The organism is Micrococcus luteus, from assembly GCF_014138885.1.
GTDB classification, from domain to species: domain Bacteria; phylum Actinomycetota; class Actinomycetes; order Actinomycetales; family Micrococcaceae; genus Micrococcus; species Micrococcus luteus.
Genome location: NZ_JACJIK010000001.1, coordinates 408,091 through 433,430, shown reverse-complemented (window position 1 = coordinate 433,430; position 25,340 = coordinate 408,091). Strand labels below are relative to the sequence as shown.

At 70.8% G+C, this 25,340-nt stretch carries 26 protein-coding genes; 18 read left to right on the top strand and 8 right to left on the bottom strand.

All coding sequences use genetic code 11. The features are described from left to right. Window positions 1–67 precede the first annotated feature (67 nt). Window positions 68–1,381: an APC family permease gene (locus HDA34_RS01885; protein WP_233437073.1), complete on the bottom strand. Its 1,314-nt coding sequence runs from the start codon at window positions 1,379–1,381 to the stop codon at window positions 68–70. 311 nt (window positions 1,382–1,692) lie between these two features. Between HDA34_RS01885 and HDA34_RS01880 the strand changes: the two genes are divergently transcribed. Next, the gene (locus HDA34_RS01880) at window positions 1,693–2,004 is read left to right on the top strand and encodes a hypothetical protein (RefSeq protein ID WP_127435145.1); all 312 of its coding nucleotides are present in this window, start codon (window positions 1,693–1,695) and stop codon (window positions 2,002–2,004) included. 81 nt (window positions 2,005–2,085) lie between these two features. On the opposite strand, the gene gabT is transcribed toward HDA34_RS01880, so the two are convergent. Continuing rightward, the gene (gene gabT, locus HDA34_RS01875) at window positions 2,086–3,408 is read right to left on the bottom strand and encodes a 4-aminobutyrate--2-oxoglutarate transaminase (RefSeq protein WP_127435146.1); all 1,323 of its coding nucleotides are present in this window, start codon (window positions 3,406–3,408) and stop codon (window positions 2,086–2,088) included. A gap of 145 nt (window positions 3,409–3,553) precedes the next feature. Between gabT and HDA34_RS01870 the strand changes: the two genes are divergently transcribed. From HDA34_RS01870 to HDA34_RS01850, 5 genes are all read left to right on the top strand, one after another. After that, window positions 3,554–4,462: a LysR family transcriptional regulator gene (locus tag HDA34_RS01870; protein WP_127435147.1), complete on the top strand. Its 909-nt coding sequence runs from the start codon at window positions 3,554–3,556 to the stop codon at window positions 4,460–4,462. A gap of 131 nt (window positions 4,463–4,593) precedes the next feature. Continuing rightward, window positions 4,594–5,517, top strand: a complete 924-nt coding sequence (locus tag HDA34_RS01865; RefSeq protein ID WP_127435148.1) for an Ig-like domain-containing protein — start codon at window positions 4,594–4,596, stop codon at window positions 5,515–5,517. A gap of 289 nt (window positions 5,518–5,806) precedes the next feature. Beyond that, on the top strand, window positions 5,807–6,712 hold the full coding sequence (locus HDA34_RS01860; protein WP_134377145.1) for a class F sortase: 906 nt from the start codon (window positions 5,807–5,809) through the stop codon (window positions 6,710–6,712). Window positions 6,713–6,834: 122 nt separating this feature from the next. Continuing rightward, window positions 6,835–7,905: a DUF305 domain-containing protein gene (locus HDA34_RS01855; protein ID WP_036338927.1), complete on the top strand. Its 1,071-nt coding sequence runs from the start codon at window positions 6,835–6,837 to the stop codon at window positions 7,903–7,905. 205 nt (window positions 7,906–8,110) lie between these two features. Continuing rightward, window positions 8,111–9,154: a hypothetical protein gene (locus HDA34_RS01850; RefSeq protein WP_036338930.1), complete on the top strand. Its 1,044-nt coding sequence runs from the start codon at window positions 8,111–8,113 to the stop codon at window positions 9,152–9,154. A 9-nt stretch (window positions 9,155–9,163) separates the two neighbouring features. Here HDA34_RS01850 and HDA34_RS01845 read toward each other — a convergent pair whose 3' ends face one another. After that, window positions 9,164–9,469 carry a GNAT family N-acetyltransferase gene (locus HDA34_RS01845; protein ID WP_095354181.1) on the bottom strand — a complete coding sequence of 102 codons (306 nt, stop codon included), beginning with the start codon at window positions 9,467–9,469 and terminating at the stop codon, window positions 9,164–9,166. 411 nt (window positions 9,470–9,880) lie between these two features. Here HDA34_RS01845 and nrdH point away from each other — a divergent pair, with 411 nt between their 5' ends. The 9 genes from nrdH (at window position 9,881) to HDA34_RS01800 (ending at window position 18,916) form a co-directional block, all read left to right on the top strand. Beyond that, entirely contained in the window at window positions 9,881–10,126 is a 246-nt protein-coding gene (gene nrdH / locus HDA34_RS01840) for a glutaredoxin-like protein NrdH (RefSeq protein WP_036313172.1), read from the top strand. Between the two features lie 11 nt (window positions 10,127–10,137). Then, entirely contained in the window at window positions 10,138–10,605 is a 468-nt protein-coding gene (gene nrdI, locus HDA34_RS01835; RefSeq protein ID WP_004167610.1) for a class Ib ribonucleoside-diphosphate reductase assembly flavoprotein NrdI, read from the top strand. 47 nt (window positions 10,606–10,652) lie between these two features. Further along, a complete protein-coding gene (gene nrdE / locus HDA34_RS01830; RefSeq protein ID WP_180537555.1) occupies window positions 10,653–12,779 on the top strand; it encodes a class 1b ribonucleoside-diphosphate reductase subunit alpha in 2,127 nt (708 codons plus the stop codon). A gap of 249 nt (window positions 12,780–13,028) precedes the next feature. Continuing rightward, window positions 13,029–14,012: a class 1b ribonucleoside-diphosphate reductase subunit beta gene (nrdF, locus tag HDA34_RS01825; protein WP_152743901.1), complete on the top strand. Its 984-nt coding sequence runs from the start codon at window positions 13,029–13,031 to the stop codon at window positions 14,010–14,012. A gap of 507 nt (window positions 14,013–14,519) precedes the next feature. Then, a complete protein-coding gene (locus HDA34_RS01820; RefSeq protein ID WP_123244148.1) occupies window positions 14,520–15,425 on the top strand; it encodes a MetQ/NlpA family ABC transporter substrate-binding protein in 906 nt (301 codons plus the stop codon). A gap of 3 nt (window positions 15,426–15,428) precedes the next feature. After that, on the top strand, window positions 15,429–16,523 hold the full coding sequence (locus tag HDA34_RS01815) for a methionine ABC transporter ATP-binding protein (RefSeq protein ID WP_134377146.1): 1,095 nt from the start codon (window positions 15,429–15,431) through the stop codon (window positions 16,521–16,523). Beyond that, window positions 16,520–17,197, top strand: coding sequence for a methionine ABC transporter permease (locus tag HDA34_RS01810; RefSeq protein WP_134377147.1), 678 nt, complete (start codon window positions 16,520–16,522; stop codon window positions 17,195–17,197). Before HDA34_RS01815 ends, HDA34_RS01810 begins: the two co-directional genes overlap by 4 nt. 85 nt (window positions 17,198–17,282) lie before the next feature. Beyond that, on the top strand, window positions 17,283–18,149 hold the full coding sequence (locus tag HDA34_RS01805; RefSeq protein ID WP_134377148.1) for a thioesterase family protein: 867 nt from the start codon (window positions 17,283–17,285) through the stop codon (window positions 18,147–18,149). Next, window positions 18,146–18,916 carry a lipoate--protein ligase family protein gene (locus HDA34_RS01800; RefSeq protein ID WP_044659655.1) on the top strand — a complete coding sequence of 257 codons (771 nt, stop codon included), beginning with the start codon at window positions 18,146–18,148 and terminating at the stop codon, window positions 18,914–18,916. The genes HDA34_RS01805 and HDA34_RS01800 overlap by 4 nt, the downstream gene beginning before the upstream one ends. A 31-nt stretch (window positions 18,917–18,947) precedes the next feature. Here HDA34_RS01800 and HDA34_RS01795 read toward each other — a convergent pair whose 3' ends face one another. Genes HDA34_RS01795 through HDA34_RS01785 form a run of 3 tightly spaced genes read right to left on the bottom strand, consistent with a single transcriptional unit; the run spans window position 18,948 to window position 21,351 of the window. Beyond that, entirely contained in the window at window positions 18,948–19,568 is a 621-nt protein-coding gene (locus HDA34_RS01795; protein WP_020628074.1) for a uridine kinase family protein, read from the bottom strand. A 32-nt stretch (window positions 19,569–19,600) separates the two neighbouring features. Then, window positions 19,601–20,257, bottom strand: coding sequence for an MBL fold metallo-hydrolase (locus HDA34_RS01790; RefSeq protein ID WP_004167600.1), 657 nt, complete (start codon window positions 20,255–20,257; stop codon window positions 19,601–19,603). Then, entirely contained in the window at window positions 20,257–21,351 is a 1,095-nt protein-coding gene (locus HDA34_RS01785; RefSeq protein WP_044659656.1) for an S-(hydroxymethyl)mycothiol dehydrogenase, read from the bottom strand. Before HDA34_RS01785 ends, HDA34_RS01790 begins: the two co-directional genes overlap by 1 nt. 205 nt (window positions 21,352–21,556) lie before the next feature. On the opposite strand from HDA34_RS01785, the gene HDA34_RS01780 reads away from it, so the two are divergent. The 3 genes from HDA34_RS01780 (at window position 21,557) to HDA34_RS11905 (ending at window position 23,609) form a co-directional block, all read left to right on the top strand. Continuing rightward, complete coding sequence (locus HDA34_RS01780; RefSeq protein ID WP_044659657.1) at window positions 21,557–21,826, top strand: hypothetical protein; 270 nt, start codon at window positions 21,557–21,559, stop codon at window positions 21,824–21,826. Window position 21,827: 1 nt separating this feature from the next. Next, the gene (locus HDA34_RS01775; protein WP_044659658.1) at window positions 21,828–22,679 is read left to right on the top strand and encodes an SOS response-associated peptidase; all 852 of its coding nucleotides are present in this window, start codon (window positions 21,828–21,830) and stop codon (window positions 22,677–22,679) included. Window positions 22,680–22,892: 213 nt separating this feature from the next. Beyond that, window positions 22,893–23,609: a hypothetical protein gene (locus HDA34_RS11905; RefSeq protein ID WP_230278124.1), complete on the top strand. Its 717-nt coding sequence runs from the start codon at window positions 22,893–22,895 to the stop codon at window positions 23,607–23,609. A 68-nt stretch (window positions 23,610–23,677) separates the two neighbouring features. Here HDA34_RS11905 and HDA34_RS11900 read toward each other — a convergent pair whose 3' ends face one another. After that, the gene (locus tag HDA34_RS11900) at window positions 23,678–24,397 is read right to left on the bottom strand and encodes a PKD domain-containing protein (protein WP_230278125.1); all 720 of its coding nucleotides are present in this window, start codon (window positions 24,395–24,397) and stop codon (window positions 23,678–23,680) included. Window positions 24,398–24,612: 215 nt separating this feature from the next. Next, window positions 24,613–25,332: a DUF6318 family protein gene (locus HDA34_RS01760; RefSeq protein ID WP_082067620.1), complete on the bottom strand. Its 720-nt coding sequence runs from the start codon at window positions 25,330–25,332 to the stop codon at window positions 24,613–24,615. Window positions 25,333–25,340: the final 8 nt, after the last annotated feature.

Below are 25,340 nucleotides of genomic sequence, written 5' to 3'. Positions count from 1 at the left end.
GACGGGCCCGCCTCCGGTGACCGGAGGCGGGCCCGTCCGCGTCCCCCGGCGAGGCGGGAGCAGTGGGTCAGCGACGCGCCAGACGTTCCAGCAGACGCTCCTCTGCGTCCTCGCCCGGGGTGATCCCGCGCGGGATGCGGAACAGGAAAACGAAGCCGAGCAGCCACCACAGGCCGAAGAAGGCATAGGCCATCGGGGCGATGGAGGCGGGCATCCCCGGAATGTAGAGGCTGAGCAGCCCCGCAGTGAGGATCACACCGGTCACGCCCAGCACTCGCCCGGCGGTCGCGCCGCCCGCGCGGAAGGGGCGGTCCATCTCCGGCTCGCGGCGGCGCAGGAGCAGGAACACGACGCAGACCATCATGTAGGTGAACACGATGGACGGGGATCCGGAGTCGACGAACCAGCCCAGGGCGCCCGCGCCGAAGAACGGCGCCGCGATGGAGAGCACGCCGATGAACAGCACCGCGTTCGACGGGGTCCGGTACTTCGGGTGGATGTGTCCGAACCAGCGGGGCAGCATGCCCGAGACGCCCATCGCGTAGAGCAGGCGAGCCGCGCCCATGAGCAGGGCGATCCAGGAGGTGAGGATGCCGGCCATGCCGCCCACGAGCAGCACGTTGGCCATGGCCGGGCTGTGGAACAGGGCCGCCATGGCGTCAGCCGTCACGAGGTCGGAGTTCACGAGCTGCTCACGGGGCATCGAGGACGCGTTCGTCAGGATCACCATGATGTACCAGAGGGTCGCGGCGGCCACCGAGACGATGATCATCACGCCCATGCGGCGAGGGGGCATGTTGAGCTCCTCGGCCGACTGCGGGATGACGTCGAAGCCCACGAAGAGGAACGGCACGACGACCATCACCGTGAAGAGGCCCCGGGCGTCCGTGAAGAGGGGCTCGAAGTTCGCGACGGAGCCACCCGTTCCGGCCCCGAACACCAGGAGAGCGCCGATGACGAGCAGCGTGGCGACGACGATCGTCTGCACGATGCCGGCCAGTTTGACGCCGATGTAGTTGATCCAGGTGATGACCACGGCGGCCCCGGCGCCGACCAGCGCCCAGACGAGGTAGACGTCCGAGCCGAAGGCGTTCCACAGCGGGATCGACTCGATCTCGGGCCAGATGTACGCGGCGGTGCGGGGGAGGGCGACGGCCTCGAACGCGACGATCGAGATGTAGCCGCCCGTGATGCCCCACGAACCGAGGAAGCTCCACCGCGCGCCCATGCCACGCAGCAGGAAGTGATGCTCGCCTCCGGCCTTCGGGATCGCTGCGACGAGCTCGGCGTACACCAGCGCGACGACGGTCATGATCAGGCCGCCGGAGACGATCGCGATGATCGAGCCCAAGGTGCCGGCGTTCTTGAGCCAGCCGCCCACGAGGACGACTCAGCCGAAGCCGATCATGGCGCCGAAGCCCATGGCGTAGGCGTCGAGCGACGAGAGGGTCTTCTTGAGACCCGGCCCTGTCTCGGGCGGGGAAGAGGTCACGTGGCTCATGGAGCCCCCTTTCTCGGGGGTGGGGGAGTGATGACCGCCATATTCTCCCCGATCGTCGGCCAGGGTCGTCTCCGTCGGCTGGGTGCCTACCGCACAGCGGGTTCTAGGCTGGCGCGCCCTTGTCCCTTCATCCGGGGCGTGGCCATCATGGATCGGATCCCCGTCGAGAACTGCAGAATCGAGAATGTCTGATGTACCCCACCCCGATGACCTTCGACGTGGCGCGTGCCGGCCGCGCTCTCGCCCAGGTCAGTGTCCGCACCCTGGCCACCGCGGCCGGCCTCGAGAAGGAGCAGCTGCGCCGCTTCGAGAAGGGGCTGGCCGACCTGCGGGTGGACGAGCGTCTGCGTCTGGAGAAGGCCCTGCGGAAGTACGGCGTCGGGCTGGTCCCGGAGGACGAGTTCGGCGGCACGGGGGTCCGCCGGATCTTCACCGCCGAGAAGTCCCGGCGCCTCGAGGCCATGGAGAACGAAGGCGGCCCCGCCTACGAGGACGACATCTGAGTCCTCTGCCGACAGGCGGACGGCCCCGCATCCCGGACGGGGATGCGGGGCCGTCGTCGTCGGTCCGCCGGTGGCGGGGGCTCAGGCGGACCGCAGCGCCTTCGTGACCTCGCTCAGGCCCTCCTTGAGGAGGTCCTCACCGATGGTCAGCGGCGGCAGGAAGCGGATGACGTTGCCGTAGGTGCCGCACGTGAGCAGGATGACGCCGGTGGCGCGCACGGCCGCGGCCACGGTGGCGGTCAGCGTCGCGTCCGGCTCGCCGGTGGCGGGGTCCACGAACTCGATCGCCATCATCGCGCCGCGGCCGCGGACCTCGGCGATGCGGTCGTCGGCGTTCTGCTCGAAGTGCTCGCGGATGACCTGCTCGATCCGGCGGGCCTTCTCCAGGAGACCGCCCTCCTCGACGGCCTCGAACACGGCGAGCGCCGCCGCCGTGGCGACGGGGTTGCCCCCGTAGGTGCCCCCGAGGCCGCCCGGGTGCACGGAGTCCATCACCTCGGCGCGGCCGGTGACGCCGGAGAGCGGCATGCCGCCGGCGATGCCCTTGGCGGTCGCCATCAGGTCCGGCTCGATGCCCTCGGTCTCGGAGGCGAACCAGGTGCCGGTGCGGGCGATGCCGGACTGGACCTCATCCGCGATGAACAGGACGCCGTTGGCCTTGCACCACTCGACCACGGCCGGCAGGAAGCCCTCGGCCGGGACGATGAAGCCGCCCTCGCCCTGGACCGGCTCCATGATCACGGCGGCCAGGTTGTCGGCGCCGATCTGCTTCTCCAGCGCGGAGATGGCACGCTGCGCGGCCTCGGCGCCGGACAGGCCGTCGCGCAGCGGGTAGGAGCCGGGCACGCGGTAGATCTCGGGGGCGAACGGTCCGAAGCTGTGCTTGTAGGGCATGGACTTGGCGGTGAGCGCCATCGTCAGGGTGGTGCGGCCGTGATAGGCGTGGTCGAACGCGGCCACGGCCTGCTTGCCGGTGTAGGCGCGGGCCACCTTGACGGCGTTCTCCACGGCCTCGGCGCCGGAGTTGAACAGGGCGGTGCGGGTCTCGCCGGGGATCGGGCTGGTGCGGTCCAGCTGCTCGGCCACGGCCACGTAGCCCTCGTAGGGCGTGATCATGAACGAGGTGTGGGTGAACCGCGCGACCTGCTCCTGGACGGCGGCCACGACGCGCGGGTGGGAGGCGCCCACGGAGGTCACGGCGATGCCGGAGGCCAGGTCGATCAGCCGGTTGCCGTCCACGTCCTCGAGGATGCCGCCCGCGGCGCGGGCCGCGTACACCGGCATGGTGGTGGCCACGCCGGCCGGGACGGCACGCTGCTGGCGCTCGGCGAGCTCACGGGAGCGAGGGCCGGGCAGCTCGGTGGCCAGATGGCGGGTCTGCTCGAGGTCGGGGGTGGCGGTCATGGGGGTGCCTCCTGGGGACGGCTCACGGGGAGCGGGGACGACGGGTGGGCACGACAACGACGCGTCGGGCCGCGTCCTCCCATGGTGGGGCGTTGAGTCCATGCCGTCCAGTGATCATCTGGCATGGCGGCTATGCTCATCCGGCATGGAGGAGAAACTGCTCCGGGCCTTCGTCACGGTGGCCGAGGTCGGCACGGTCTCGGGGGCGGCGATCCGCCTGGATCTCGTGCAGTCCGCGCTCAGTCGGCAGCTGCAGCGGCTGCAGCGTGAGCTGCGCCTGCCCCTGTTCGCCCGGGTCAGCGGCCGGCTCGAGCTGACGACGGCCGGCGAGGCGTTCCTCCCGGTGGCGCGCGAGGTTCTCGTCGCCCATCGACGGGCGGAGCAGGCGGCCCGCGCGCTCGCCTCCGGGCGGCTCACGGACGTGGCCGTGGCCGCACCGGGCACCACCCTCATCGACGTCGTGCTGCCGTTCGTGGCCACCTTCGGCGAGGAGGACCCGCGCCCGCGCGTGGCGGAGACCCAGCTCGACGACTCGCTGCTCGACGCCGTCGCGCGGCACGACCTCGTGGTGATGCCGACGGTGCCGCCTCCCTCCGTCGCGTCGCTGCCGCTGATGGACCTGCCGGTCTGGGCGTACGTCGCCCCGGGCCACCCCTGGGCAGGCCGGACGCGGGTGTCCCTCGACGACCTCGTGGCCCAGCCCGTCGTCGCGCCCGCCCGCACCTTCATGGCGCGGCGCGTCCTCGACGGCGCCGTGGCCGTGGCGGGCCTCACGCCACCGGCCCTCGTCGAGGCGAACTCCGGGCGGGTGGCCCAGGCCCTGGTCGCGACGGGGGCGGGCGTCGCCGTCGTCACCGAGGACCCGGCCTTCGAGCTGACGCCGGTGCGGGTCATCGCGCAGGGGCGGGCGCTCGCGGTGCGACTGCACGCGGCATGGCGGGAGGATCACTTCGCCGCCGCGACGCTGGAGGCGATCGCCCGTCGGCTGCAGGCCTTCGTCTGGGACCGCTATGCCGAGCCCGGGGATGCGGCGTCCCACATGAAGAGTGAGTGAATTCTGCGGCTGCGGCCAGGCGGCGCTCACCAGATGCACATGTGGCAGATAGGATCGACGTGTCCGTGACCCACGTCACCTGCACTCACTCGGGGTGACACCACGCCCGCACCGCCGAACCGGAGGACCCCATGTCCCTGCAGTTCCCCGCCCGCCTGTCCGCCGCCGCCCTCGGTGCAGCCGTCCTCGTCGGCGTCGCCGCCGCCCCGGCCCACGCCGCCACCTGGACGCCCGAGCACGGCACCCCGTCCGGCACGTTCGTCAGCGCGGACGACGACCTGATGGAGTTCGTCCTCTACGACAACTTCGCGACCGAGGACATCCGTGCCGTCGTCGTCACCGCGTCGGGGGAGGAGACCGAGATCCAGGTCGACTTCATCACCGAGGACGACATGGGCGCCGTGTTCATGCACGACATCGAGCAGGTCCTCGGCGGCGACCTGGCGCAGCCCTACGAGGTGCACGTCTACGGCGCCGGCCAGCTCGCCTTCGGCGCGGCCTTCGCCGCCGACGGCACCATGACCCCGATCGAGGCCGAGGAGTTCATCCCGTTCGAGGACTGGGCCGAGGTCGCCACGTGGCGGGTCTACACGGACCAGAACGCGACCGTCGTCGAGTCCCTCGTGACCGAGGACGGCGGCGTGCCGAGCCCGATCGACGCCGAGCTCACCGTGGCGCCGAAGCACGGGACCGTCGAGATCGGCGGGACCTCCTTCGGCTACACCCCGGAGAAGGACTTCCTCGGGACCGACACCTTCACCGTGGTGATGACCGCGAACGGCGTCACCCGGACGGTCGAGTTCACCGTGGAGGTGCTCGACCTGCCGGGCGACTCCACGCCCACCCCGATCGACCCGGCGCCGGCCCCCGAGCCGCAGCCGGAGCCGGAGCCGGCTCCGGAACCCGAGCCCGCCCCCGAGCCGGCTCCGGAACCCGAGCCCGCCCCGGAGGAGCCGGTCGATCCGGCCCCCGCCCCCGAGGAGCCCGCCGAGCCCGAGCAGCCGGCCGAACCGGTCGTCGACGAGGGCGAGCCCGCGGCCCCGGCTCCCGAGTAGCCGGCCGAGGACGGCCACACCGTCCCGGACACGGTCGAGACCGGCAACGGCTCCGCGTGGGGCCTGGCCGCCATCGGCGCCCTGGCCGCCGGCGTTCTGGTGCGCCTGCGCCGCACCTTCGGCCTGGCCTGAGCCCGCACCGAGGCGGCCGGGGCGCACCCGCGTCCCGGTCGCCTCGGCCATCCCGAACGGACGACGCGCCGGGCCGAGGCCGGAGCGCGTGAGACCATGCCGTCGTCGGACGCGGCCCCGGGCGGGCCGCGTCGATGCACACGAGGGGAGAACCCGGATGAACACCACCGTCCGACGCGCCCTGTGGGTGGTCCTGGTGCTGCTGTGCCTGGGACTCGTGTTCCTCGCGCTGCGCGGGGTGCTGGCGGTCGGCGCCGTGCCGATCAGCGCCGCCCCCACCCTCAGCGCCACGGCGTCCGCGACCCCGTCGCCGTCGCCGTCGCCGTCCTCGGCACGCTTCACGCCCAGCCCCGCAACGACGGCCACCCCGACCCCGACGCCGAGCCCGTCCTCGGCGTCACCCACGCGGGAGGCGGCGGTTCCCGTCGAGACCCAGGAGCTCGCCGGCACACCCACGCCGTCCGAGGAGCCGACCCCCACCGAGGAGCCGGCGCCGTCCGAGGAGCCGGCACCGTCCGAGGAGCCGACCCCCGCCGCGGCCGCCCACCTCTCCGGCCCCGCCGCCCCGTGGGACGAGGTCACGGCGACGCCCGTGCACGTGGACGTCCACCAGGACGGCGAGCAGATCGTCGGAGCGGGGATCGACCTCACGCAGTTGGATGAGGGCGGCGACCTGGACCCGGAGCCACAGACGGTCGGCTGGTACGGCCCGCCGCAGTGGGGCACCACGCCGGGGGAGCGGTCCCGGTACGCGGGGGTCCTGGCCGGGCACGTCGTCTACCACGGCGTGCGGGACGTGTTCTGGAACCTGGGCGACGTGCGCGCGGGTGCCGTCGTCGTGGTGACATACGACGACGGCACGCAGGCCGCCTTCGAGGCGGACGCGGACGCGGTCTCGATGGAGAAGGAGGCGCTCACCCAGGATCCGTCGCACCGCTGGGCATGGGAGCCCGGGGGCGACGACGCGAAGGTCACGCTGATCACGTGCGACCTCGTGCCGGGCACCGGGATGGCCGGGAACGCCTTCAACAACTGGGTGGTGCAGGCCACCCGCGTCGCCTGAGGCCGCGGCGACCCCGGGGCCGGGAGGCCGGAGGGGTACCCTGGGGAGGCCGGGGCGGCCGACCGCGTCGGACCGCCCTTGACCCCGTGACCGGGTGACGACCGCCGAGAGGACCTGCGCCCATGAGCCGAGCCGACATCGCCCCCGCCCGCGTGCACCCCCGCCGCTGGAGCGTGGCCGTCGGAGGGGCGCTCCTGAGCATCACCCTGGCCACCGGCGGCTGCAGCGTCGCCGAGGAGCCCGGACAGACCGGTGGCACGGAGGCGGGGAACACCTACCTGGAGGGCGTGCTGGCCAGCCCCAGCCAGACGTCCGCCGACCCGCTCGCGGCGGACATCCAGTTCGCGGGTCTGCTGCTGCGCAACCACCGCGACGCGATCCAGCAGTCCGATCAGGTGCTGGGCAAGGACGGCGTGGACCAGGAGATCCGGGCCACCGCCGAACGGATGAAGTCCGAGCACGAGGAGCGGGCGGGCCGGCTCGAGTCGATGCTCGAGGGCTGGGGCGTCCCCTCGGATGACGTGCGCGGTGCGGGTGCCGAGGCGACCCCGTCTGCGCAGCCCGAGTCCACGGAGGACGCGGAGCCGGCGGAGATCGTGGGCGACGAGCTGCGCGCCGGACTCCTGTCCGACCGGGAGAAGAACGTGCTGGCCGCCGCCGAGCCGGAGGAGGCAGGACGGATCTACCTGCTCCAGATGCGCCGCCTCTATCAGGGCGCGCTGACGATCTCCGCCACGGAGGCGGAGGACGGCTCGGACGACGCGGCGAAGGAGCTGGCCTCCAGCGTGGTCGAGGGCCACCGCAAGGAGCTGGAGAGCTTGGCCGCGACGCTCGCGGAGATGGGCGTGATCGGGTCGAGCGGGGCGCGCACGGCGGAACCGTCCGGGTTCACCGGCCCCATCAAGATCGAGGGCACCGGCGCCGACGGCGGCTCCGTCCCCTCGGACTTCGTCCCGGAGCCGCTGCAGCGGGTGCGCAACTTCCGCGCCACCCAGAAGCCGGTGCTGCCGTCGTCGAGCTCGCCCAGTTCCTCCAGCGCGTCGGGCTCCGCCAGCGCGTCCGGCCGGGACGCCGAGGACCAGCGGGGGCGGGACACCGCATCGGCGAGCCCGTCGCCCAGCCCGGCCGACACGGCGCAGGCCACCCCGCGCCCCTCCTCCGGGGCAAGCCCCTCGCCCAGCGCATCCCGCTGACACACCGGCCGGCCGGGCGGCCCGATCCGCATCGCGCGTCGCCGTGACCGAGTCGATAGCGCTTCGTCACCGGATGGTGACCCGCCTCACGTCCGTGCGGCGTAGATTCGTGCCGACGCGGCGAGTGCGGCATCCGGTCGACCTCGGGCGTCCGAGCCGGAGAACCCTTCGGCCCGTCGCAGCACCGCACCCCTGGAGGAGCACGATGCGCACCGCCCGACCGACCCGCCTTGCCGCCGCCCTGGGCGCCGGCGTCCTTCTCACCGGCCTGGGGGCGACCCCTGCCCTCGCCTCACCCGCCCACCCCGCTGGATGGACCGCCGAGCACGGCCTGCCCGGCGGATCCTTCCTCGTGGCCGGCGCGGAGGGTGAGACCGGTGCCTCCTTCGGCACCGAGTTCGAGGTGGACGAGTCCGACGTCCGCCTGACGGTGGCTCCGGTGCTGGAGGGGGAGGCCCGCGGCGCCGAGACCGAGGTCCCGTTCACGTACGACGACGAGTTGGAGCGCGGTGACTTCGACGTCGCCGCGGCCCGGCGGAGCCTGGGCGAGTCGGGGACCGGTCCCGTCGTCTACACCCTCTACGTCCTGGGCGGCGAGGTGGCCGCCCTCACCTACGGTCCGGACGCCGACCTCACCGACGCTGACCCGGGCGAGCCGCTGCGCGCCGACCAGCGTCATGAGCTCGGCTTCCACATGCTCCCCACCGCCTGGGACACCACCCTGCTCGCGGCGCCGGGGGAGCGACACGTGTTCATCTCCTCGTACACGGGCGATGAGGCGGCGCCGCTGACGCTCGTCGCGGGCCCGGCCGAGGGTCGGGTCGTCGAGGTGACGGAGGAGGAGACCGGCGGGCCGCGCGGCTACGTGTACCAGGCGCCCGAGGGCTTCACCGGATCCGACACCGTCACCCTGCGGGCCACGAGGGACGGCGTGACGACGACGCGGACGGTGACCGTGCGGTTCGGCGATCCCCGCGTGGACCTCTACGACTGGGAGAACGGGCGGATCCCGGGGTTCGTGACCTTCCCCGTGGCCGGCCCGTTCGACGACGCTCCGGGCCAGCCGGCCGATCCCGACACTCCCACCTCGCCGGCGGAGCCCGAGACCCCTGCGGATCCGGCCGACGGCGAGCACACGGTGCCGGACACGGTCGAGACCGGGCGTGGTCCGGCGGCGTGGCCCGTCGCCGTCGCGGTGCTGGCCGCGGGCGTCCTGGCCGTGGTGCGCCGGCACCGCGTCGCGGCCTGACCGCGCCGGTCAGTGGGGCGCGAGCAGCGCGCTCTTCTCCGGGTGCTCGTCGAACCACTGGGCGACGTACCAGCACATCGGCACGATGCGGCGGCCCCCTGCGGGGCCGCCGTTCGTCGCGATGTCCTCGACGGCGCCCGCGGTCAGCGCGGCGGCGTGGCCCCGGCCGCGGTGCACCGGGATGGTGAACGCGCGGTTCAGGGAGACGGCCGCGCCGTTGTCCCGGAAGTCGAGGACGGCGAGCAGTGTGCCGCCGTCGTGGAGCTCGTAGCGGGACTCGGCGTCATTGCGGGTGACGGTGGGGGAGGTGCTCATGCCGGGGCAACCCCCGGTGGTCACGGGGTATTCCGACGCCGGCCGGCGGCGGGCTCCTACATGTAGTGGTCCGCGGGGGCCGGACACGCCGCTCGCGGACGTGGCGAACCCGACTTTCCGGCTGTGGGAACCCGGCCCCGAGATCTCCACCGGCTGTGGACAGTCGACCTCGGTCCCGGCGTGTCCCGCATGTCCGCGCGGATCGTCTCGCACAGCAGGGTGTGGACAGGATGGGCAGAGGGTGGGGATACGTAACTACAGCGGTGTGACTACTACATGTAGGGATGGTTCCCGGCTGTGATCACTAGATGTAGTATCGACGCAGATGTTCGGCACGCCCCGTGATTCACCTCGCGGGCGCCGCGCCGACACCCGCAGACCACCAGAGACCACGAAGGAACAGGGATCGCCATGACCGTCACCGTGTACACCAAGCCGGCCTGCGTGCAGTGCAACGCCACCTACCGTGCACTGGACAAGAAGGGCATCGCCTACGAGGTCGTGGACATGTCCCAGGACCCCGCCGCCCTCGAGCGCGTCCGTGCCCTCGGCTTCATGCAGGCCCCCGTTGTCGTCACCGAGACCGACTCCTGGTCCGGCTTCCGCCCGGACAAGATCGCCGAGCTCGCCGAGTCCGCCGCGGCATCGGTGGCCTGACCGGAGTCGACATGACCGTCGCCGCGGACCCGAGCCACATCCGCTCGGCCGAGGCGCAGGGGCTCGTCCCCACCGACGCGGGACTGATCTACTTCTCCTCCGCCTCCAACTACACGCACCGCTTCGTCGAGAAGCTCGAGCTGCCCGAGGACCGGGTGGCTCGACTGCCGTTGATCACCCGGGAGCCCACCCTCGGGGCCACCGCCCCGTACGTCCTGATGACCCCCACCTACGGCGGGGGCAGCGGGCCGGGCGCGGTCCCGAAGCAGGTGATCAAGTTCCTCAACGTCCCGGAGAACCGTCACTGGATTCGGGGTGTGATCGCGTCCGGGAACACCAACTTCCATGAGGGCTACTGCCTGGCCGGCTACATCATCTCCCGCAAGTGCCAGGTGCCCCTCATGTACAAATTCGAGCTGATGGGCACGCCCGACGACGTCGAACGCGTCCGCGGCGGCCTGGAAGGACTGTGGACATGACCACCACCGCACCCACCGAGGCGGACCTCATCCGCCAGGCGAAGAACATGCCCGCCGAGTGGCAGAACCTCGGCTACCACGAGCTCAACGCCATGCTGAACCTCTACGGCGCCGACGGTCGCATCCAGTTCGAGGCCGACCACGCGGCCGCGCGCCAGTACTTCCTGCAGCACGTCAACACCAACACGGTGTTCTTCCACGACCTGGAGGAGAAGCTCGACTACCTGCAGAAGAACGACTACTACGAGACCGAGACGTTCGAGCAGTACCCCTTCGAGTTCATCCGGGGCCTGTTCGATCGTGCCTACAAGGCCAAGTTCCGCTTCCCGACCTTCCTCGGCGCGTTCAAGTTCTACACCTCGTACGCCCTGAAGACCTTCGACGGCAAGCGCTACCTCGAGCGCTACGAGGACCGCGTCGCCGTCGTCGCCCTCCACCTGGCCCGGGGCGACCAGGAGCTGGCCACCCACCTGGTGGACGAGATGATCGCCGGCCGCTTCCAGCCGGCCACCCCCACCTTCCTCAACTCGGGCAAGAAGCAGCGCGGCGAGCTCGTCTCCTGCTTCCTGCTGCGCATCGAGGACAACATGGAGTCGATCGCCCGCGGCATCAACTCCGCCCTGCAGCTGTCCAAGCGCGGCGGCGGCGTGGCCCTCTCGCTGACCAACATCCGCGAGCACGGCGCGCCCATCAAGCAGATCGAGAACCAGTCCTCCGGCGTCATCCCCGTGATGAAGCTCCTCGAGGACTCCTTCTCCTACGCCAACCAGCTCGGCGCGCGCCAGGGCGCCGGCGCGGTGTACCTCAACGCGCACCACCCGGACATCCACCGCTTCCTCGACACCAAGCGCGAGAACGCGGACGAGAAGATCCGCATCAAGACCCTCTCCCTCGGCGTCGTGATCCCGGACATCACGTTCCAGCTGGCGAAGAAGAACGAGGACATGTACCTGTTCTCGCCGTACGACGTCGAGCGCGTCTACGGGGTGCCGTTCTCCGAGATCTCCGTGACCGAGAAGTACTACGAGATGGTCGACGACGCGCGGATCAAGAAGACCAAGATCAACGCGCGCGAGTTCTTCCAGACCATCGCCGAGATCCAGTTCGAGTCCGGCTACCCGTACGTCGTGTTCGAGGACACCGTGAACGCCGCGAACCCGATCAAGGGCCGCATCACCATGTCCAACCTGTGCTCCGAGATCCTGCAGGTCTCCGAGGCCTCCGAGTACAACGAGGACCTGAGCTACGCCCACGTGGGCCAGGACATCTCCTGCAACCTCGGCTCGATGAACATCGCCAAGACCATGGACTCGCCGGACTTCGGCCGGTCCGTGGAGACCGCGATCCGTGCGCTGACGGCCGTGTCGGTCATGTCCGACATCCAGTCGGTGCCGTCCATCGCCAAGGGCAACGCGGCCTCCCACGCCATCGGCCTGGGGCAGATGAACCTCCACGGCTACCTGGCGCGCGAGCGCGTCCACTACGGCTCGGAGGAGGGCATCGACTTCACGAACATGTACTTCTACGCGGTGCTGTTCCACGCGCTGCGGGCCTCGAACCGGATCGCCATCGAGACCGGCCAGCGGTTCGGCGGGTTCGAGGACTCGAAGTACGCCTCGGGGGAGTTCTTCGACAAGTACACGGACCAGGAGTGGGCGCCCGCCACCGAGCGCGTCGCCGAGCTGTTCGCCGAGGCCGGCATCGCCCTGCCCACGCAGGACGACTGGCGTGAGCTGAAGGCCTCCGTCATGGAGCACGGCATCTTCAACCGCAACCTGCAGGCCGTCCCGCCGACGGGCTCGATCTCCTACATCAACAACTCGACCTCCTCGATCCACCCGGTGGCCTCGAAGATCGAGATCCGCAAGGAGGGCAAGCTCGGCCGCGTGTACTACCCGGCGCCGTACCTCACCAACGAGAACCTCGAGTACTACGAGGACGCGTACGAGATCGGCTACGAGAAGATCATCGACACGTACGCCGCGGCGACGCAGCACGTGGACCAGGGCCTGTCCCTGACGCTGTTCTTCAAGGACACGGCCACCACCCGTGACCTGAACCGCGCGCAGATCTACGCGTGGACGAAGGGCATCAAGACGATCTACTACATCCGCCTGCGCCAGCTCGCGCTGGAGGGCACCGAGGTCGAGGGCTGCGTCAGCTGCATGCTCTGACAGCCAGCCCTTCGAGGCGGGAAATCCGGCGTATTCCGCGCTTCTGAGCGCAGGTGCGCTCGATTTCCCGCCGCGAAGTGGAGCGGCGCGCCTGGCCGGGCGGGGCGGGCCCACGACGTCGTGAGCCCGGACCTGCCCGAGTGGCTGCCGCTGCCCCTGCGGGCCTAGACTGTCCCGGACCCGCGCCCCGCTGACCGTGCTCTCGAGAGCCCCCGGAATCCGCGGATTCTCAACGAATTCTTCTGAAGGATGTGCCCTGCCGTGACCGAGACCCAGCAGTCCCACCTCGTCGAGGCGATCAACTGGAACCGCATTCAGGACGAGAAGGACGTGGAGGTGTGGAACCGCCTCGTCAACAACTTCTGGCTGCCGGAGAAGGTGCCGCTGTCCAACGACGTCCAGTCCTGGTCCCACCTCACGGATGAGGAGCGGCTGCTCTCCATGCGCGTGTTCACGGGCCTGACCCTGCTGGACACGATCCAGGGCACCGTGGGCGCCGTCTCCCTCATCCCGGACGCCATGACCCCGCACGAGGAGGCCGTCCTCACGAACATCGCGTTCATGGAGTCGGTGCACGCGAAGTCGTACTCCTCGATCTTCTCCACGCTGGCCTCCACCCCGGAGATCGACGAGGCGTTCCGCTGGTCCCGTGAGAACCGGAACCTGCAGGCCAAGGCCCGCCTGATCGTGGAGCGCTATGACGGCCAGGACCCGTACAAGAAGAAGATCGCCTCCACCCTGCTCGAGTCCTTCCTCTTCTACTCGGGCTTCTACTGGCCCATGTACCTCTCCGGGCACGCCCGCCTCACCAACACCGCCGACCTGATCCGCCTGATCATCCGCGACGAGGCGGTGCACGGGTACTACATCGGCTACAAGTACCAGCGGAGCATCGAGACCCTGCCGGAGGAGAAGCGGGAGGAGCTCAAGGCGTTCACCTTCGAGCTGCTGTTCGAGCTGTACGAGAACGAGGTCGAGTACACCCATGACCTCTACGACGCCGTCGGTCTGGCCGAGGACGTGAAGAAGTTCCTGCACTACAACGCGAACAAGGCGCTGATGAACCTGGGCTACGAGCCCATGTTCCCGGCCGAGACCACGAACGTGAACCCCGCCATCCTCTCCGCGCTCTCCCCGAACTCGGACGAGAACCACGACTTCTTCTCCGGCTCCGGCTCCTCCTACGTGATCGGCAAGGCCGAGAACACCGAGGACGAGGACTGGGACTTCTGATCCCGTCCGCCTGAGCCCCGTCCCGACGACGGCCGGTCGCCTCCCCGCGGAGGCGCCCGGCCGTCGTCGTCTCGCGGGGGCATCACACGTCGGCCCCGGGCCCCGCAGTATGACGCTGCGCGTCACCGCCCTGCCCGATGGAGCGCACACGCTGCGATAGGCTTGGGCCCAGCTTCAGGAGAAGCGGCTGTGGACCCCGCCTCGGCGGGTCCACGTGGTCCCACGACGAGCCGCTCGCCAACCCCATGTTCACGGGTGGCAACGGACCGAGAAGCGGCCCGCCTCCGCTGCGTGCAGACCCCTCGAGGGGAGCCCGCGGTGACTGGGGGACGGGCAAGAGCAGCGTTCGAAAGGATCCCGGCCTCCGGCTCGGGGCGTCTCTCGCCCCCCGCCCGCCGTGCTGTGCCCCGCGGGGAATCACCCACCGCACGGCCCACCCCGCACCGTTCCGCACCCGCCGTGCCCACCCGCGCCGGCGACGTCGCACCGTCCTCCAAGGAGAACCCCATGACGACCCCCTCGAACATCTCCCGCCGCTCCTTCGCCGGCCTGTCCTTGGCCGCCGTCGGCGCGTTCGCCCTGACCGCCTGCAACTCGCAGGCCGAGAAGAAGGGCGACGACGGCGCCCAGACCGTGCGCATCGGCGTCGTGTCCGAGAACGAGACGCACCGCGCCCTGGTGAAGCTCGCCAAGGAGAAGCACGGCATCGACGTCGAGATCCGCAACTTCACCGAGTACACGCAGCCGAACCCGGCGCTGGACAACGGCGACATCGACATGAACTGGTTCCAGCACATCGCCTACCTGGCCGACTACAACCAGGCCTCCGGCAAGGACCTGACGCTGATCGGGACCACCGAGATCATCCCGCTGCCCCTGTACTCCAAGAAGTACAAAGACGTCTCCGAGTTCAAGAAGGGCGACACCGTCGCCATCCCGAACGACACCGTGAACCAGGCCCGCGCCATCAACGTGCTCGTCGCCGCCGGCCTGTTGAAGCTGTCCAACGAGACCATCCGCCCGGAGGTCCGCGACATCGACGAGGCCGCCTCCACCGTGACGGTGCAGCCCGTGGCCGCGCAGCAGACCGTGAACGCGCTCGAGTCCGTGCAGGGCGCGGTCATCAACAACACGTTCTCGGCCGACGCCGGCATCGACACGAACACCGCCCTGTTCAAGGACGACCCCCAGGCCGACTCCGCCAAGCCGTTCGTCAACGGCTTCGCCGTGCGCCGCGCGGACCGCGAGAACGAGACCTACAAGAAGGTCGCGGCCCTGTACCACGAGCAGGCCGTGCTGGACGAGTCCGCGAAGCTCTCCTCCGACACGAGCGTGCCGGTGCAGCTCGACGCCGCCCAGATCGACGAGACCCTGAAGCAGTACCAGGACGCGATCGCGAAGCAGGACGCCTGATCCATGGCAGGTTCCCATACGTCCGACCGTGACGCGGTCACCCCGGGGCGCCACTCTGAGGGCGCCCCGGGGGAGCCGGTCATCGTCTTCGACCACGTCAGCCGCGTCTACGCCGCCAAGAAGGGCCGCGGCGTCACGGCCGTGGACGACGTCTCGCTCTCCGTGCGACGCGGCGAGGTCTTCGGCGTGATCGGCTTCTCCGGCGCCGGCAAGTCCACCCTGATCCGCATGATCAACGGGCTGGAGAAGCCGACGTCGGGCACCGTCACGGTGCTGGGCCAGCAGGTCTCCCACCTGTCCGAGGCGAAGCTGCGTCCGCTGCGCACCCGCATCGGCATGGTGTTCCAGCAGTTCAACCTGCTGACCTCCCGCACGGTGGCCGGGAACATCGAGTTCGCCCTGGACACGGCCGGCTGGCCACGCTCCAAGCGCCGCGCTCGCGTGGCGGAGCTGCTCGAGTTCGTCGGCCTGGCGGACAAGGCCAAGCACTACCCGGAGCAGCTCTCGGGCGGCCAGAAGCAGCGCGTCGGCATCGCCCGCGCCCTGGCCGCCGAGCCGGAGATCCTGCTCGCGGACGAGGCCACCAGCGCCCTGGATCCCTCGACGACGCACGAGGTGCTCTCCGTGCTGCGCCGCGTCAACGAGGAGCTCGGGGTCACGATCGTGGCCATCACCCACGAGATGGAGGTCATCCGCTCGATCGCCGACCGCGTCGCCGTGATGGACACCGGCCGCGTGGTGGAGTCCGGCAAGGTCTACGACCTCTTCTCCCGGCCCGCCCACTCCGCCGACGCCGCGTCCTTCGTGGCCACGGCGCTCAAGGATCGGCCGAATGCCGAGGAGGTGGCCCGCATCCGGGCGCGCACCGAGGGCCGGCTGATCATGGTCTCGCTCAAGGACGCCGCCGCGGTGTCGGCCGTGCTCGGCACCGCGTCGACGCGCGGCGTCAGCTTCGAGATCGCCCACGGCGGCATGTCCGCCACCAAGGACTCCGCGTACGGCCTGCTCACCGTGGCGCTCACGGGTGAGCCCGCCGCGGTGGACGCGTTCGTCGCGGACCTGGCCGGCGCCGGGGACGTGCAGGAGGTGCAGCAGTGATCGACCGTTTCCAGAACCTCGACTGGGGGTACTACGGCCCCGAGCTCCTGACCGCCGTGGGGGACACCCTCTACATGGTCGGCTGGGCGTTCGTCATCGGCGGCGTCCTCGGCCTGCTGGTCGGGCTCGTCCTCTACACCACGCGCCCGGGCGGCATCTTCGCCAACCGCGCCGTCTACCTGGTCACGAACTTCATCGTGAACCTCATCCGGCCCATCCCGTTCGTCATCCTCATCGCCGCCCTGCAGCCGCTGACCATCGCGACGCTCGGCACCGGCATCGGCAACACCGCCGTGGTGTTCTGCATGATCTGGGCGTCCACGTTCGGCATCGCCCGCATCGTGGAGCAGAACCTCGTCTCCCTCGACCCCGGCGTGATCGAGGCCGCCCGCGCGATGGGCGCCTCCCGCATGCGGATCGTGCGCACCGTGGTGCTGCCCGAGGCCCTCGGCCCGCTGATCCTCGGCTTCACGTTCGTGATCATCTCGCTCGTGGACATGTCCGCCATGGCGGGCATCATCGGCGGCGGTGGCGTCGGCAACTTCGCCATCGTGGAGGGCTACAACCGGTTCCGTCCGGAGGTCACCTGGCTGGCCGTGATCGTGGTGATCGTGTTCGTCCAGGCGCTGCAGCTGATCGGCAACGGCATCGCCCGCAAGGTCATGCGCCGCTGAACCCCGGCTCGGTCCGCACGAAGACGGCCGGTGACATCCCCGCGGGGACGTCACCGGCCGTCGTCGTTCTGGCAGACTTCGGCCCATGACCGACATCACCTCCACCCCCGCGACCTCCGTCGCCGACGATCCCCTGGCCTTCTACGTCCGCCTCGGTGAGCCCACCGTGGACGCCGACGGCGTCCGCACCTCCCGCGTGCGCTCCACCGTGCACGCCCAGGGCGCATGGCGGCAGGAGGAGATGCACATGGCCGCCGTCTCGGGCCTGCTGCTGCACGAGGTGGCTGCGCACGAGACCACCCCCGGGCTGCGGGTGGGACGGCTCTCCTACGACATCCTGGGCACGCTCTGGTCGGGCGAGCTCGAGGTGGTCACGCGCACCCTGCGTCCGGGCCGCACCATCGAGCTCGTCGAGTCCGTGCTCCACGCCCGGGGCCGCACCGTGCTGACCCTGCGGGCCTGGCTGCTGTCCACCTCGGACACCTCCGCCGTCGCCCAGCTGCCGGACGAGCCCCTCCCGCCGCGCTCGCAGGCGCAGTCGCACAACGCGCTCCACGGATGGGGAGGCGGGTACATCGCCTCCCTCGACGGCGTCGTCCTGCCCGGCCACGGGCCGGGCCACGGCCGGGTGTGGCTCACCACGGACCGCGAGATGGTGGCGGGGGAGAGCACGAGCGACCTGGTGCGCCTGATCAGCCTCACCGATGCGGCCAACGGGATCGCCCCCGCCCTGCCGGCGAAGCCGGGCGGGTGGTTCTTCCCCAACGTGGACCTGCAGATCCACCTGTACCGCGAGCCCACCGGCCACTGGCTCGGCCTCGCGGGGCAGGTCACGGTGGGCCCGGACGGCGTGGGCCTGACCAGCACCGTCCTCCACGACGACGACGGCCCCTTCGCCCACGTCGAGCAGACCCTCACCCTGCGCTCCTGGCCGGTCGAGGGCGGCCTGTGAGCCCAGCTCCCCGGCTGCGCTGGGCCGTGCAGGAGCGGACCCTCGGGGCCGCTGAAGACCTCGACTGGGCCATGGGCGAGCTGGCCGTCTTCCGCGCCGCCGCGGCCGAGGGAAGGGCCCTCGACGATCTGATCCGCGTCTACGTGCCCGAACCGACGGTCGCGTTCGGCCAGCGCGACGCGCGGCTGCCCGGTTTCGCGGCCGCGGCTGCGGCGGCCCGGGCCCACGGCTTCGCGCCGGTGGTGCGCCGGGCCGGCGGGCGGGCGGCGGCCTACCATCACGGCTGCCTGGTGGTGGACCACCTGAGCCAGCAGGAGGACGCGGCACTCACCCAGCAGGCCCGGTTCGCCGAGTTCGCCGACCTGTTCGTGCGGGCGTTCGCGCGCATGGACGTGCCCGCCTCCGTGGGCGAGATCCCGGGGGAGTACTGCCCGGGTGAGTTCTCCGTGCAGGGTCCTGCGCCGACCTACCCGGTGAAGCTGGCCGGCTCCGCGCAGCGCGTGGTGAAGGGGGCGTTCCTGTTCTCCACCCACGTGGTGGTGTCCGACCCCGCCCCGCTGCGGGCCGTGCTCGTCGACGTCTACCGGGAGCTCGGCCTGGACATGGACCCCCGCACGGCGGGCGCGGCCGAGGACGTGCGTCCCGGGGTGAGCGTCCCCGCGTTCGCCGTGGCCCTGCGGGAGGAGTACACGGCGTGGGCCGCCGCCGCCGGGCTCGAGGTCGTGGACGAGCAGCTCGCCGTCCTCGGCGCGGGCACCGCCGGCTGAGGGCACGGGCGGCCCGGCTGCGGGCGGCCCGTCAGGCCGTGAGATCCGCGATGATCTCCCGCTTGCGTCGCGGGGTGAAGCCGGCCGCCACGGCCGCCGCCCGGCGCGCCGCGTCCGTCCGGTACAGGGACCAGCCCCGCTGCACGAGGAACGGCACGGGCTTGCGACGCTCGGCGACATCGCGCACGAACCGGCGGGCCGCCGTCGTGGTCCGCGCCTGGTCGATGTACCAGGCCGCGTAGCGGACCCTGGCCCGGTCCAGGGCGGCGGGCATGCGCTCGGCGAAGATGCCCTCCGCCACGATCACCCCGCCCGGCTCGAGCGCGACGGTGCTGTGCCCGCGGACGGAGGACGTGGAGATGTCGTAGTCGGGCACGCGCGTGGCGCCCTCCTCGAGCAGTTCGACGACGGCGTCCACGGCCGCCTGCTCATCCCACGTTCCGGGGTGGTCCCAGTCGATCTCACCGTAGGGGGTGCGCGGGAACACGGGGCCGGGCCCGCCCGCGGCGCCGTCGTCGGACTGCGGACGGTAGAACGCATCGAGCGAGAGGTGGGGCCGGCCGTGCCGCCGGGCCAGGTAGGACTTGCCGGAGCCCGACGCGCCGCCGAGCAGGATCACGGAGGGAGGGGGCGAGGCGGGGAGGATGGTCACGGGGGACCATTCTTCCCCACCTCGGCGCGTCCTCAGTGGCCGCGGTCGATCCACTCCTGCAGGTGCGGCTTCTCCGTGCCGATTGTGGTGGAGTCGCCGTGGCCGGTGTGGACCACGGTGGCCTCCGGCAGCGGGAACAGGCGCTCGCGGATGGACTCGATGATCGTGTCGAAGTCCGAGTACGAGCGGCCGGTGGCGCCGGGCCCGCCCTGGAACAGGGTGTCGCCGGAGAACACGACGCCGGTCGGGGCGCCGTCGTCGCCGGCCTCGCCCAGCGCGGGGGCGTACAGGCAGACCGAGCCGGGGGAGTGGCCGGGGGTGTGCAGCACCCGCAGCTCGACGCCGGCCACGCGCAGGACGTCGCCCTCGGCGAGCGCGCCGTCGGGCTCCTCGTCGGGGAAGACGTCGTCCCAGAGCATGCGGTCTGCTGGGTGGAGCAGCACGGGGGCGTCCACCATCTGGCGGAACTCCTGGACCTGGCGGATGTGGTCGTCGTGGCCGTGGGTGAGGACGATGGCCAGCACCTGGCGGCCGTTCACCTTCTTCCAGACGGCCGAGGCGTCATGGGCCGGGTCGATGACGACGCACTGCTCCGCGCCGCCGACGATCCACACGTTGTTGTCCACGTCGAACGTCTCCCCGTCCAGGGAGAACGTGCCGGAGGTGACCAGGTGATCGATGCGCGCCATCAGAGCACCACCACCGAGCGCAGGACGTCGCCGGACTTCATCGTCTCGAAGGCCTCGTTCACCTCGTCCAGGGCGATGGTCTCCGTGACGAACTCGTCCAGCGGCAGGCGGCCCAGGCGGTACTGGTCCACGAGCATGGGGAAGTCGCGCTCCGGCAGGCAGTCGCCGTACCACGAGGACTTCAGCGCGCCGCCGCGGCCGAACACCTCCGGCAGGGGCAGCTTCAGCTCCATGCCGGGGGTGGGCACGCCCACCAGGACGACGCGGCCGGCCAGGTCCCGGGCGTAGAACGCCTGCTCGTAGGTCTCCGGGCGGCCGACCGCATCGATGACCACGTCGGCGCCGAAGCCGCCGGTCGCCGCGCGGATGGCCTCCACGGGGTCCTCGTCCTTCGAGTTCACGGTGTGGGTGGCGCCGAGCTCCTCAGCCTTGGCGAGCTTCTTGGCGTCGATGTCCACCGCGGTGATCGTGGTGGCGCCGGCGAGCTTCGCCCCGGCGATCGAGGCCACGCCGACGCCGCCGCAGCCGATCACGGCCACGGACTCGCCGCGCTTGACCTCGCCGGTGTTGATGGCCGCGCCGATGCCGGCCATGATCCCGCAGCCGAGCAGGCCGACCGCGGCCTGTTCCTCGGGCGTGTCGACGCCGTCGACCTGGGTGCACTGCTTGGCGTGGACGAGCGTCTTGTCCGCGAACGCCCCGATGCCCAGGGCCGGGGACAGCTCCGTGCCGTCCTCCAGGGTCATCTTCTGGGTCGCGTTGTGGGTGTTGAAGCAGTACTTCGGTTCGCCCTTCCGGCACGCGCGGCACTCGCCGCACACGGCGCGCCAGTTGAGGATCACGGTGTCGCCGACCTTGACGTGGTCGACGCCCTCGCCGATCGCGGAGACCACACCCGTGGCCTCGTGGCCGAGCAGGTACGGGTACTCGTCGCCGATCCCGCCCTGCTGGTAGTGCAGATCCGTGTGGCAGACGCCGCAGGTCTTGATGTCGACGACGGCCTCGCCGGGTCCCGGATCGGGGATGACGATGGTCTCGATGGTGACGGGGGCGTCCTTCGCCATGGCGACGACGCCGCGGACCTTCTGGGACACGTTGTTCCTCCTGGTGGTGGGGATCTGCCCGATGCCGCGCATGCGTGGGGCGGCGCGACGTGCGGGCTCGTTCTGCCCATCCCATCACAGGTGTCTGTGCGACGCATCGGTGAGCAGCCGGGGGGCCTGGTGTGTGGTGTCGCCGCGGCGGCCGGGGGAGACTGCAACCTGACCCGCAGCACCGATGTGAACGGAGGGGCGAACCGTGGCAGGACATGGCAGAGACGAGGACGAGGCGTACGAAGCTCCGGAGGCTCCAGCCGGGGCTCCGGCCGGTGCCCGGAACGGCACCGGGGCGCTCGCTCAGTGGCGCATCCCACTGGTGGGGCTGCTGATCGGCGTCGGCCTGGGGGTGGTGTTCGGACTGGGCACCGAGAGGCCCTGGGGCACTGTGCTCGGCTGCGCGATGATGGGCTTCGCCCTCGGCATCGCGTGGATGTATGTCGAGCGTGGCCGGGACGGGAGGGACCGCTGACGTGTGCGGCCGCTACGTGATGGCCCGCGCCACGAGCGACCTGGTGGCCCTGGGCGATGCCGAGACGAATGAGGAGCTGGTGCTGCGCCAGAGCTGGAACGTGGCGCCGACAGCCGAGGTGCCGATCCTCGTGGCGCACGCGGACGACGGCGGTGCCGGAGGCACCCGTGGGGGCGACGGCGGTGCCGGGGTGACCCGGCGGATCCACGTGGCCCGCTGGGGCCTGGTGCCGCCGTGGGCGAAGGAGCTGTCCGTGGGGTCCCGTGCGTTCAACGCGCGCTCGGAGACCGTGGCCTGCAAGCCGACGTTCCGGGCCGCCGTCCGCGCCCGCCGCTGCGCCGTGCCGGTGGAGGGCTACTACGAGTGGAAGACGCCGGAGCCTGGCGCCAAGGGTCCCGACGGGCGGGCCGCGAAGAAGCAGCCCTACTACGTGCACCCGGCCGGGGCCGGGGACGGCGAGGGGCCGGTCATCTGGTTCGCCGGCCTGTACGAGTGGTGGCAGGACCCCGAGGCCAAGGCGGCGGGGGAGGACGCCTGGGTCCTCTCGACGACGATCCTCACCATGGCCGGGCCCGACGCGGACGACGACGATCCGGTGCTCGCCGCACTCGGCCAGCTGCACGACCGGCTGCCCGTGCCCATGGACGCCGAGACGATGGACCGGTGGCTCGCCCCGGACACGCTCGGGTCCGCCGAAGAAGCCGACGCCCTCGTGGGCGAGGTGTGCGCCGGCGCGTACGACGTCGCGGCGGGCTGGTCGCTGCGGCCCGTGGGGGGCGCTGTGGGGAATGTCCGGAACAACGGGCCGGAGCTGACCCAGGAGATGAGAGAGCAGCAGGGAACGCTGCTCTGAGGGACGGGGCGACGGGGATGACCTGCCCGTGAGGCGCGGAAATGCGACGCCGCGGCATCGTGATCGGATCGAGACGGATCCGAGACCGTCCTGAACTCCCCCTGAGAATGGGCTCTGCGTAGCGTGGGTGTCACCGGGCCGGCGCGAGCGCCGCATCTTTCGGCGGGGTGCCACGGTGAGGCCGGAGACGGTCATCTCCTGTTCACCCTGTCCGTGGACGGCACCCCGGTGGCCGCCGCTCTCTACGATGAGGCTGCCGGCACTCCGGAGGGCAACATAGGCCCCTCTGCCGGGCTCGTCTACGCGTGGGGCGAGCACAGCCTGGCCGACCCCGTGTTCGGGGACTACCCCGAGCGGTTCCTCACGCTGGAGCACGCCGAGCCGGGCGTGCTGCTGCCGTTCCGGTCCGAAGGCCTGGGCGACGACGCGGCGGTTGCGGAACTCTCGTGGGGTCCGCGCTGGGGTGCCCTCTGGCGCGACACCACGGTGGACTCCTTCACCGGGTTTCACTACCTCGCCGACGCGACATACCCGACCGACGACCGCCTCGTCCTCGACTGGTCGCTGGACGGGGTGACCGAGGGTGAGGACGTCATCATCACCCAGGACGCGGAGCGGTCCGCCGTCTTCGCACTCGTCGAGTTGCTCGCGGACGGGCAGAAGCCTTGGGCCCTGAACGTGCCGGCGGGGGAGGACGCCCCGTCTCCCGGCGAGGCGGACCCGGTGCCGCCCGCCGAGCAGGAGCCCGTCGACACTCCGGCTCCCGTGGCCGGGGAGGAACCGGGGGAGGGAACGGGCGGGGAGGAGACCCACACGACCCCGGACACGGTCGAGACCGGGCGTGAGGTTCCGGCGGGCGCGCTCGGAGCGCTCGCGGCCCTCGGCGCGGGACTCGTGCTCATGGCCCGGGGGCGGGTGCGCCGGGTCTGACACACCCGGCCGACGAGGGGGCCGCGGGGCGGTGGACGGGAGACCGTCGGCCGCCCCGCGGTCTGTGCTCAGCCGGCCGGAGCGGATTCGATGGGGCCGGTGCAGCCCCAGGCTGAGGAGTCGACGCTGCAGTCATCGGCGACATTGCGGGTGATGGTGCGCCAGATATTCGCGGTGACAGGGGCCGAGTCGAGGCTGATGGTGCCCGGGATGAGCACCCACTCGCCCCCGGCCTCCCGGTATTCGCCGATGTACACGGTGGTGAGGCGGACCGTGTACTGCCCGGTGTCCTCGTACACGTGGCTCGTGGGGGTGGGGACGTTGAACTCCGGCTGGCTCTGGCCTGCGACCGAGGTGGTCTTGGTGGGGGACCCGTCCCCGTAATCCCAGTGGAAGCTCACCGGCGTGGCGCGGAGTTCGACCTCGACCCCGTTGAGGGTGGTGACGAGCGTGCGCGTCTCGGCGTCTGCGTAGAAGTTCGTCTCCGCATTGCGGATCCCGCGTCCGCCATTGTCCGACCGGATCTCAGGCTCCAGCACGAGGAGCGTGCGGACCTCGTCGATGGAGACGGGCGGGGCGCCGTTGCTGGAGGCCTTGGCCGTCCAACATTTGGGGGCGCCATAGACGGGATTCGCATCAGGTTGACGGGTGTCTATGGTCTGCGCCCGGATCCATGAACCCTCGGGGCAGAAGTTGTCCTCCTGCTCTCGGCAGCTCTCGAAATCCGAGTTGCCGAGCTGCCCTGGGATGCACGCACTGACCGTCTTGTGCTCTAGGTGGGATGCCACGGGAGCCGACGAGTTTGCACCGTCTGTTCCAGGTGAAGAAATCTCCGACGGATCGGTGCAATTTACTTCAGACTTCACGGCGTTGTCGCCTATTCCATAGGAATTTCCCTGGGTGCCACATTTGACTACGGGTTCTTCGGAGGCGGCGGGCTGTGCAGTAAGGAGCAGGGAGGTAAGAGCGAAACCGCACAGGAAAAGCCTAGGTTTCATGCTGGTCATCCGGCTGGAGACTCGAGCGTCATGCTGTCTACGACCCAATGTCCAAGGTCACTTGAGTAGGAAAGTTCTGCAATCCACGGACTTTCAGGTGAGGCTGAAACCTCTCCGCCGGGAAGAATTTTTCCCTTGGAGTCACGGGCAGTCTCAGGGCTCAGATCGATGAGAAGTGTTGCTATATATCCGTCTGTAGATGGCTGGGTCGCCATGGAGGTGATGCTTGGGCCGTCGCCAGACATCCATCCGTCGTTCTCATATAGACCTGTCATTGACTGCTTGTACTGCTCGCAAAATTTGCAAGTCTTGCCTGATACCTCTTGCAGAGGTTGGGGCTCACCCGTCTGCTGCAGGAAATAAGTCGCCTCCCAGAAATAGCGAATCGCCGCCTCGGCGCCCTCCTTGGTCTCTTCCTTCATGGCGGCGGGCATCTCCGGCTTGGGCACGTTCTGAGCGGGACCGTCGGCAGATGCGGGCACGTATTCGCCGGACCTGCTCTCCGTGGCCGTGGGGGATGAGCTGACGCCCGCGGTCTCGCTCGTGCTCGCGGGCGCGGACGTCTCGACGGCGGGCTTGGCGGACGAGGGTGACGTCGTCGACGACTCGGCGGGCTCGGACTGCCCGCCACAGGCGGTCAGTGCGAGCGCCAAGGCCACGCTGAGCGTGCCGGCCTGGGCGAATCGGTGGCGGCGCAGGGCGCGCCCGGGTGCGGTGAGAGACATTTCCCCTC

Coding starts and splice junctions, on each gene's coding strand:
- HDA34_RS01850 (WP_036338930.1), top strand. CDS start 8,111: ATGCGCACCGCCCGACCGACCCGCCTTGCCGCCGCCCTGGGCGCCGGC.
- HDA34_RS01845 (WP_095354181.1), bottom strand. CDS start 9,469: ATGAGCACCTCCCCCACCGTCACCCGCAATGACGCCGAGTCCCGCTAC.
- gabT (WP_127435146.1), bottom strand. CDS start 3,408: ATGACCGCCACCCCCGACCTCGAGCAGACCCGCCATCTGGCCACCGAG.
- HDA34_RS01820 (WP_123244148.1), top strand. CDS start 14,520: ATGACGACCCCCTCGAACATCTCCCGCCGCTCCTTCGCCGGCCTGTCC.
- HDA34_RS01860 (WP_134377145.1), top strand. CDS start 5,807: ATGAACACCACCGTCCGACGCGCCCTGTGGGTGGTCCTGGTGCTGCTG.
- HDA34_RS01790 (WP_004167600.1), bottom strand. CDS start 20,257: ATGGCGCGCATCGATCACCTGGTCACCTCCGGCACGTTCTCCCTGGAC.
- nrdH (WP_036313172.1), top strand. CDS start 9,881: ATGACCGTCACCGTGTACACCAAGCCGGCCTGCGTGCAGTGCAACGCC.
- HDA34_RS01805 (WP_134377148.1), top strand. CDS start 17,283: ATGACCGACATCACCTCCACCCCCGCGACCTCCGTCGCCGACGATCCC.
- HDA34_RS01760 (WP_082067620.1), bottom strand. CDS start 25,332: ATGTCTCTCACCGCACCCGGGCGCGCCCTGCGCCGCCACCGATTCGCC.
- HDA34_RS01870 (WP_127435147.1), top strand. CDS start 3,554: ATGGAGGAGAAACTGCTCCGGGCCTTCGTCACGGTGGCCGAGGTCGGC.
- HDA34_RS01865 (WP_127435148.1), top strand. CDS start 4,594: ATGTCCCTGCAGTTCCCCGCCCGCCTGTCCGCCGCCGCCCTCGGTGCA.
- HDA34_RS01880 (WP_127435145.1), top strand. CDS start 1,693: ATGTACCCCACCCCGATGACCTTCGACGTGGCGCGTGCCGGCCGCGCT.
- nrdI (WP_004167610.1), top strand. CDS start 10,138: ATGACCGTCGCCGCGGACCCGAGCCACATCCGCTCGGCCGAGGCGCAG.
- nrdE (WP_180537555.1), top strand. CDS start 10,653: ATGCCCGCCGAGTGGCAGAACCTCGGCTACCACGAGCTCAACGCCATG.
- HDA34_RS01815 (WP_134377146.1), top strand. CDS start 15,429: ATGGCAGGTTCCCATACGTCCGACCGTGACGCGGTCACCCCGGGGCGC.
- HDA34_RS01855 (WP_036338927.1), top strand. CDS start 6,835: ATGAGCCGAGCCGACATCGCCCCCGCCCGCGTGCACCCCCGCCGCTGG.
- nrdF (WP_152743901.1), top strand. CDS start 13,029: ATGTGCCCTGCCGTGACCGAGACCCAGCAGTCCCACCTCGTCGAGGCG.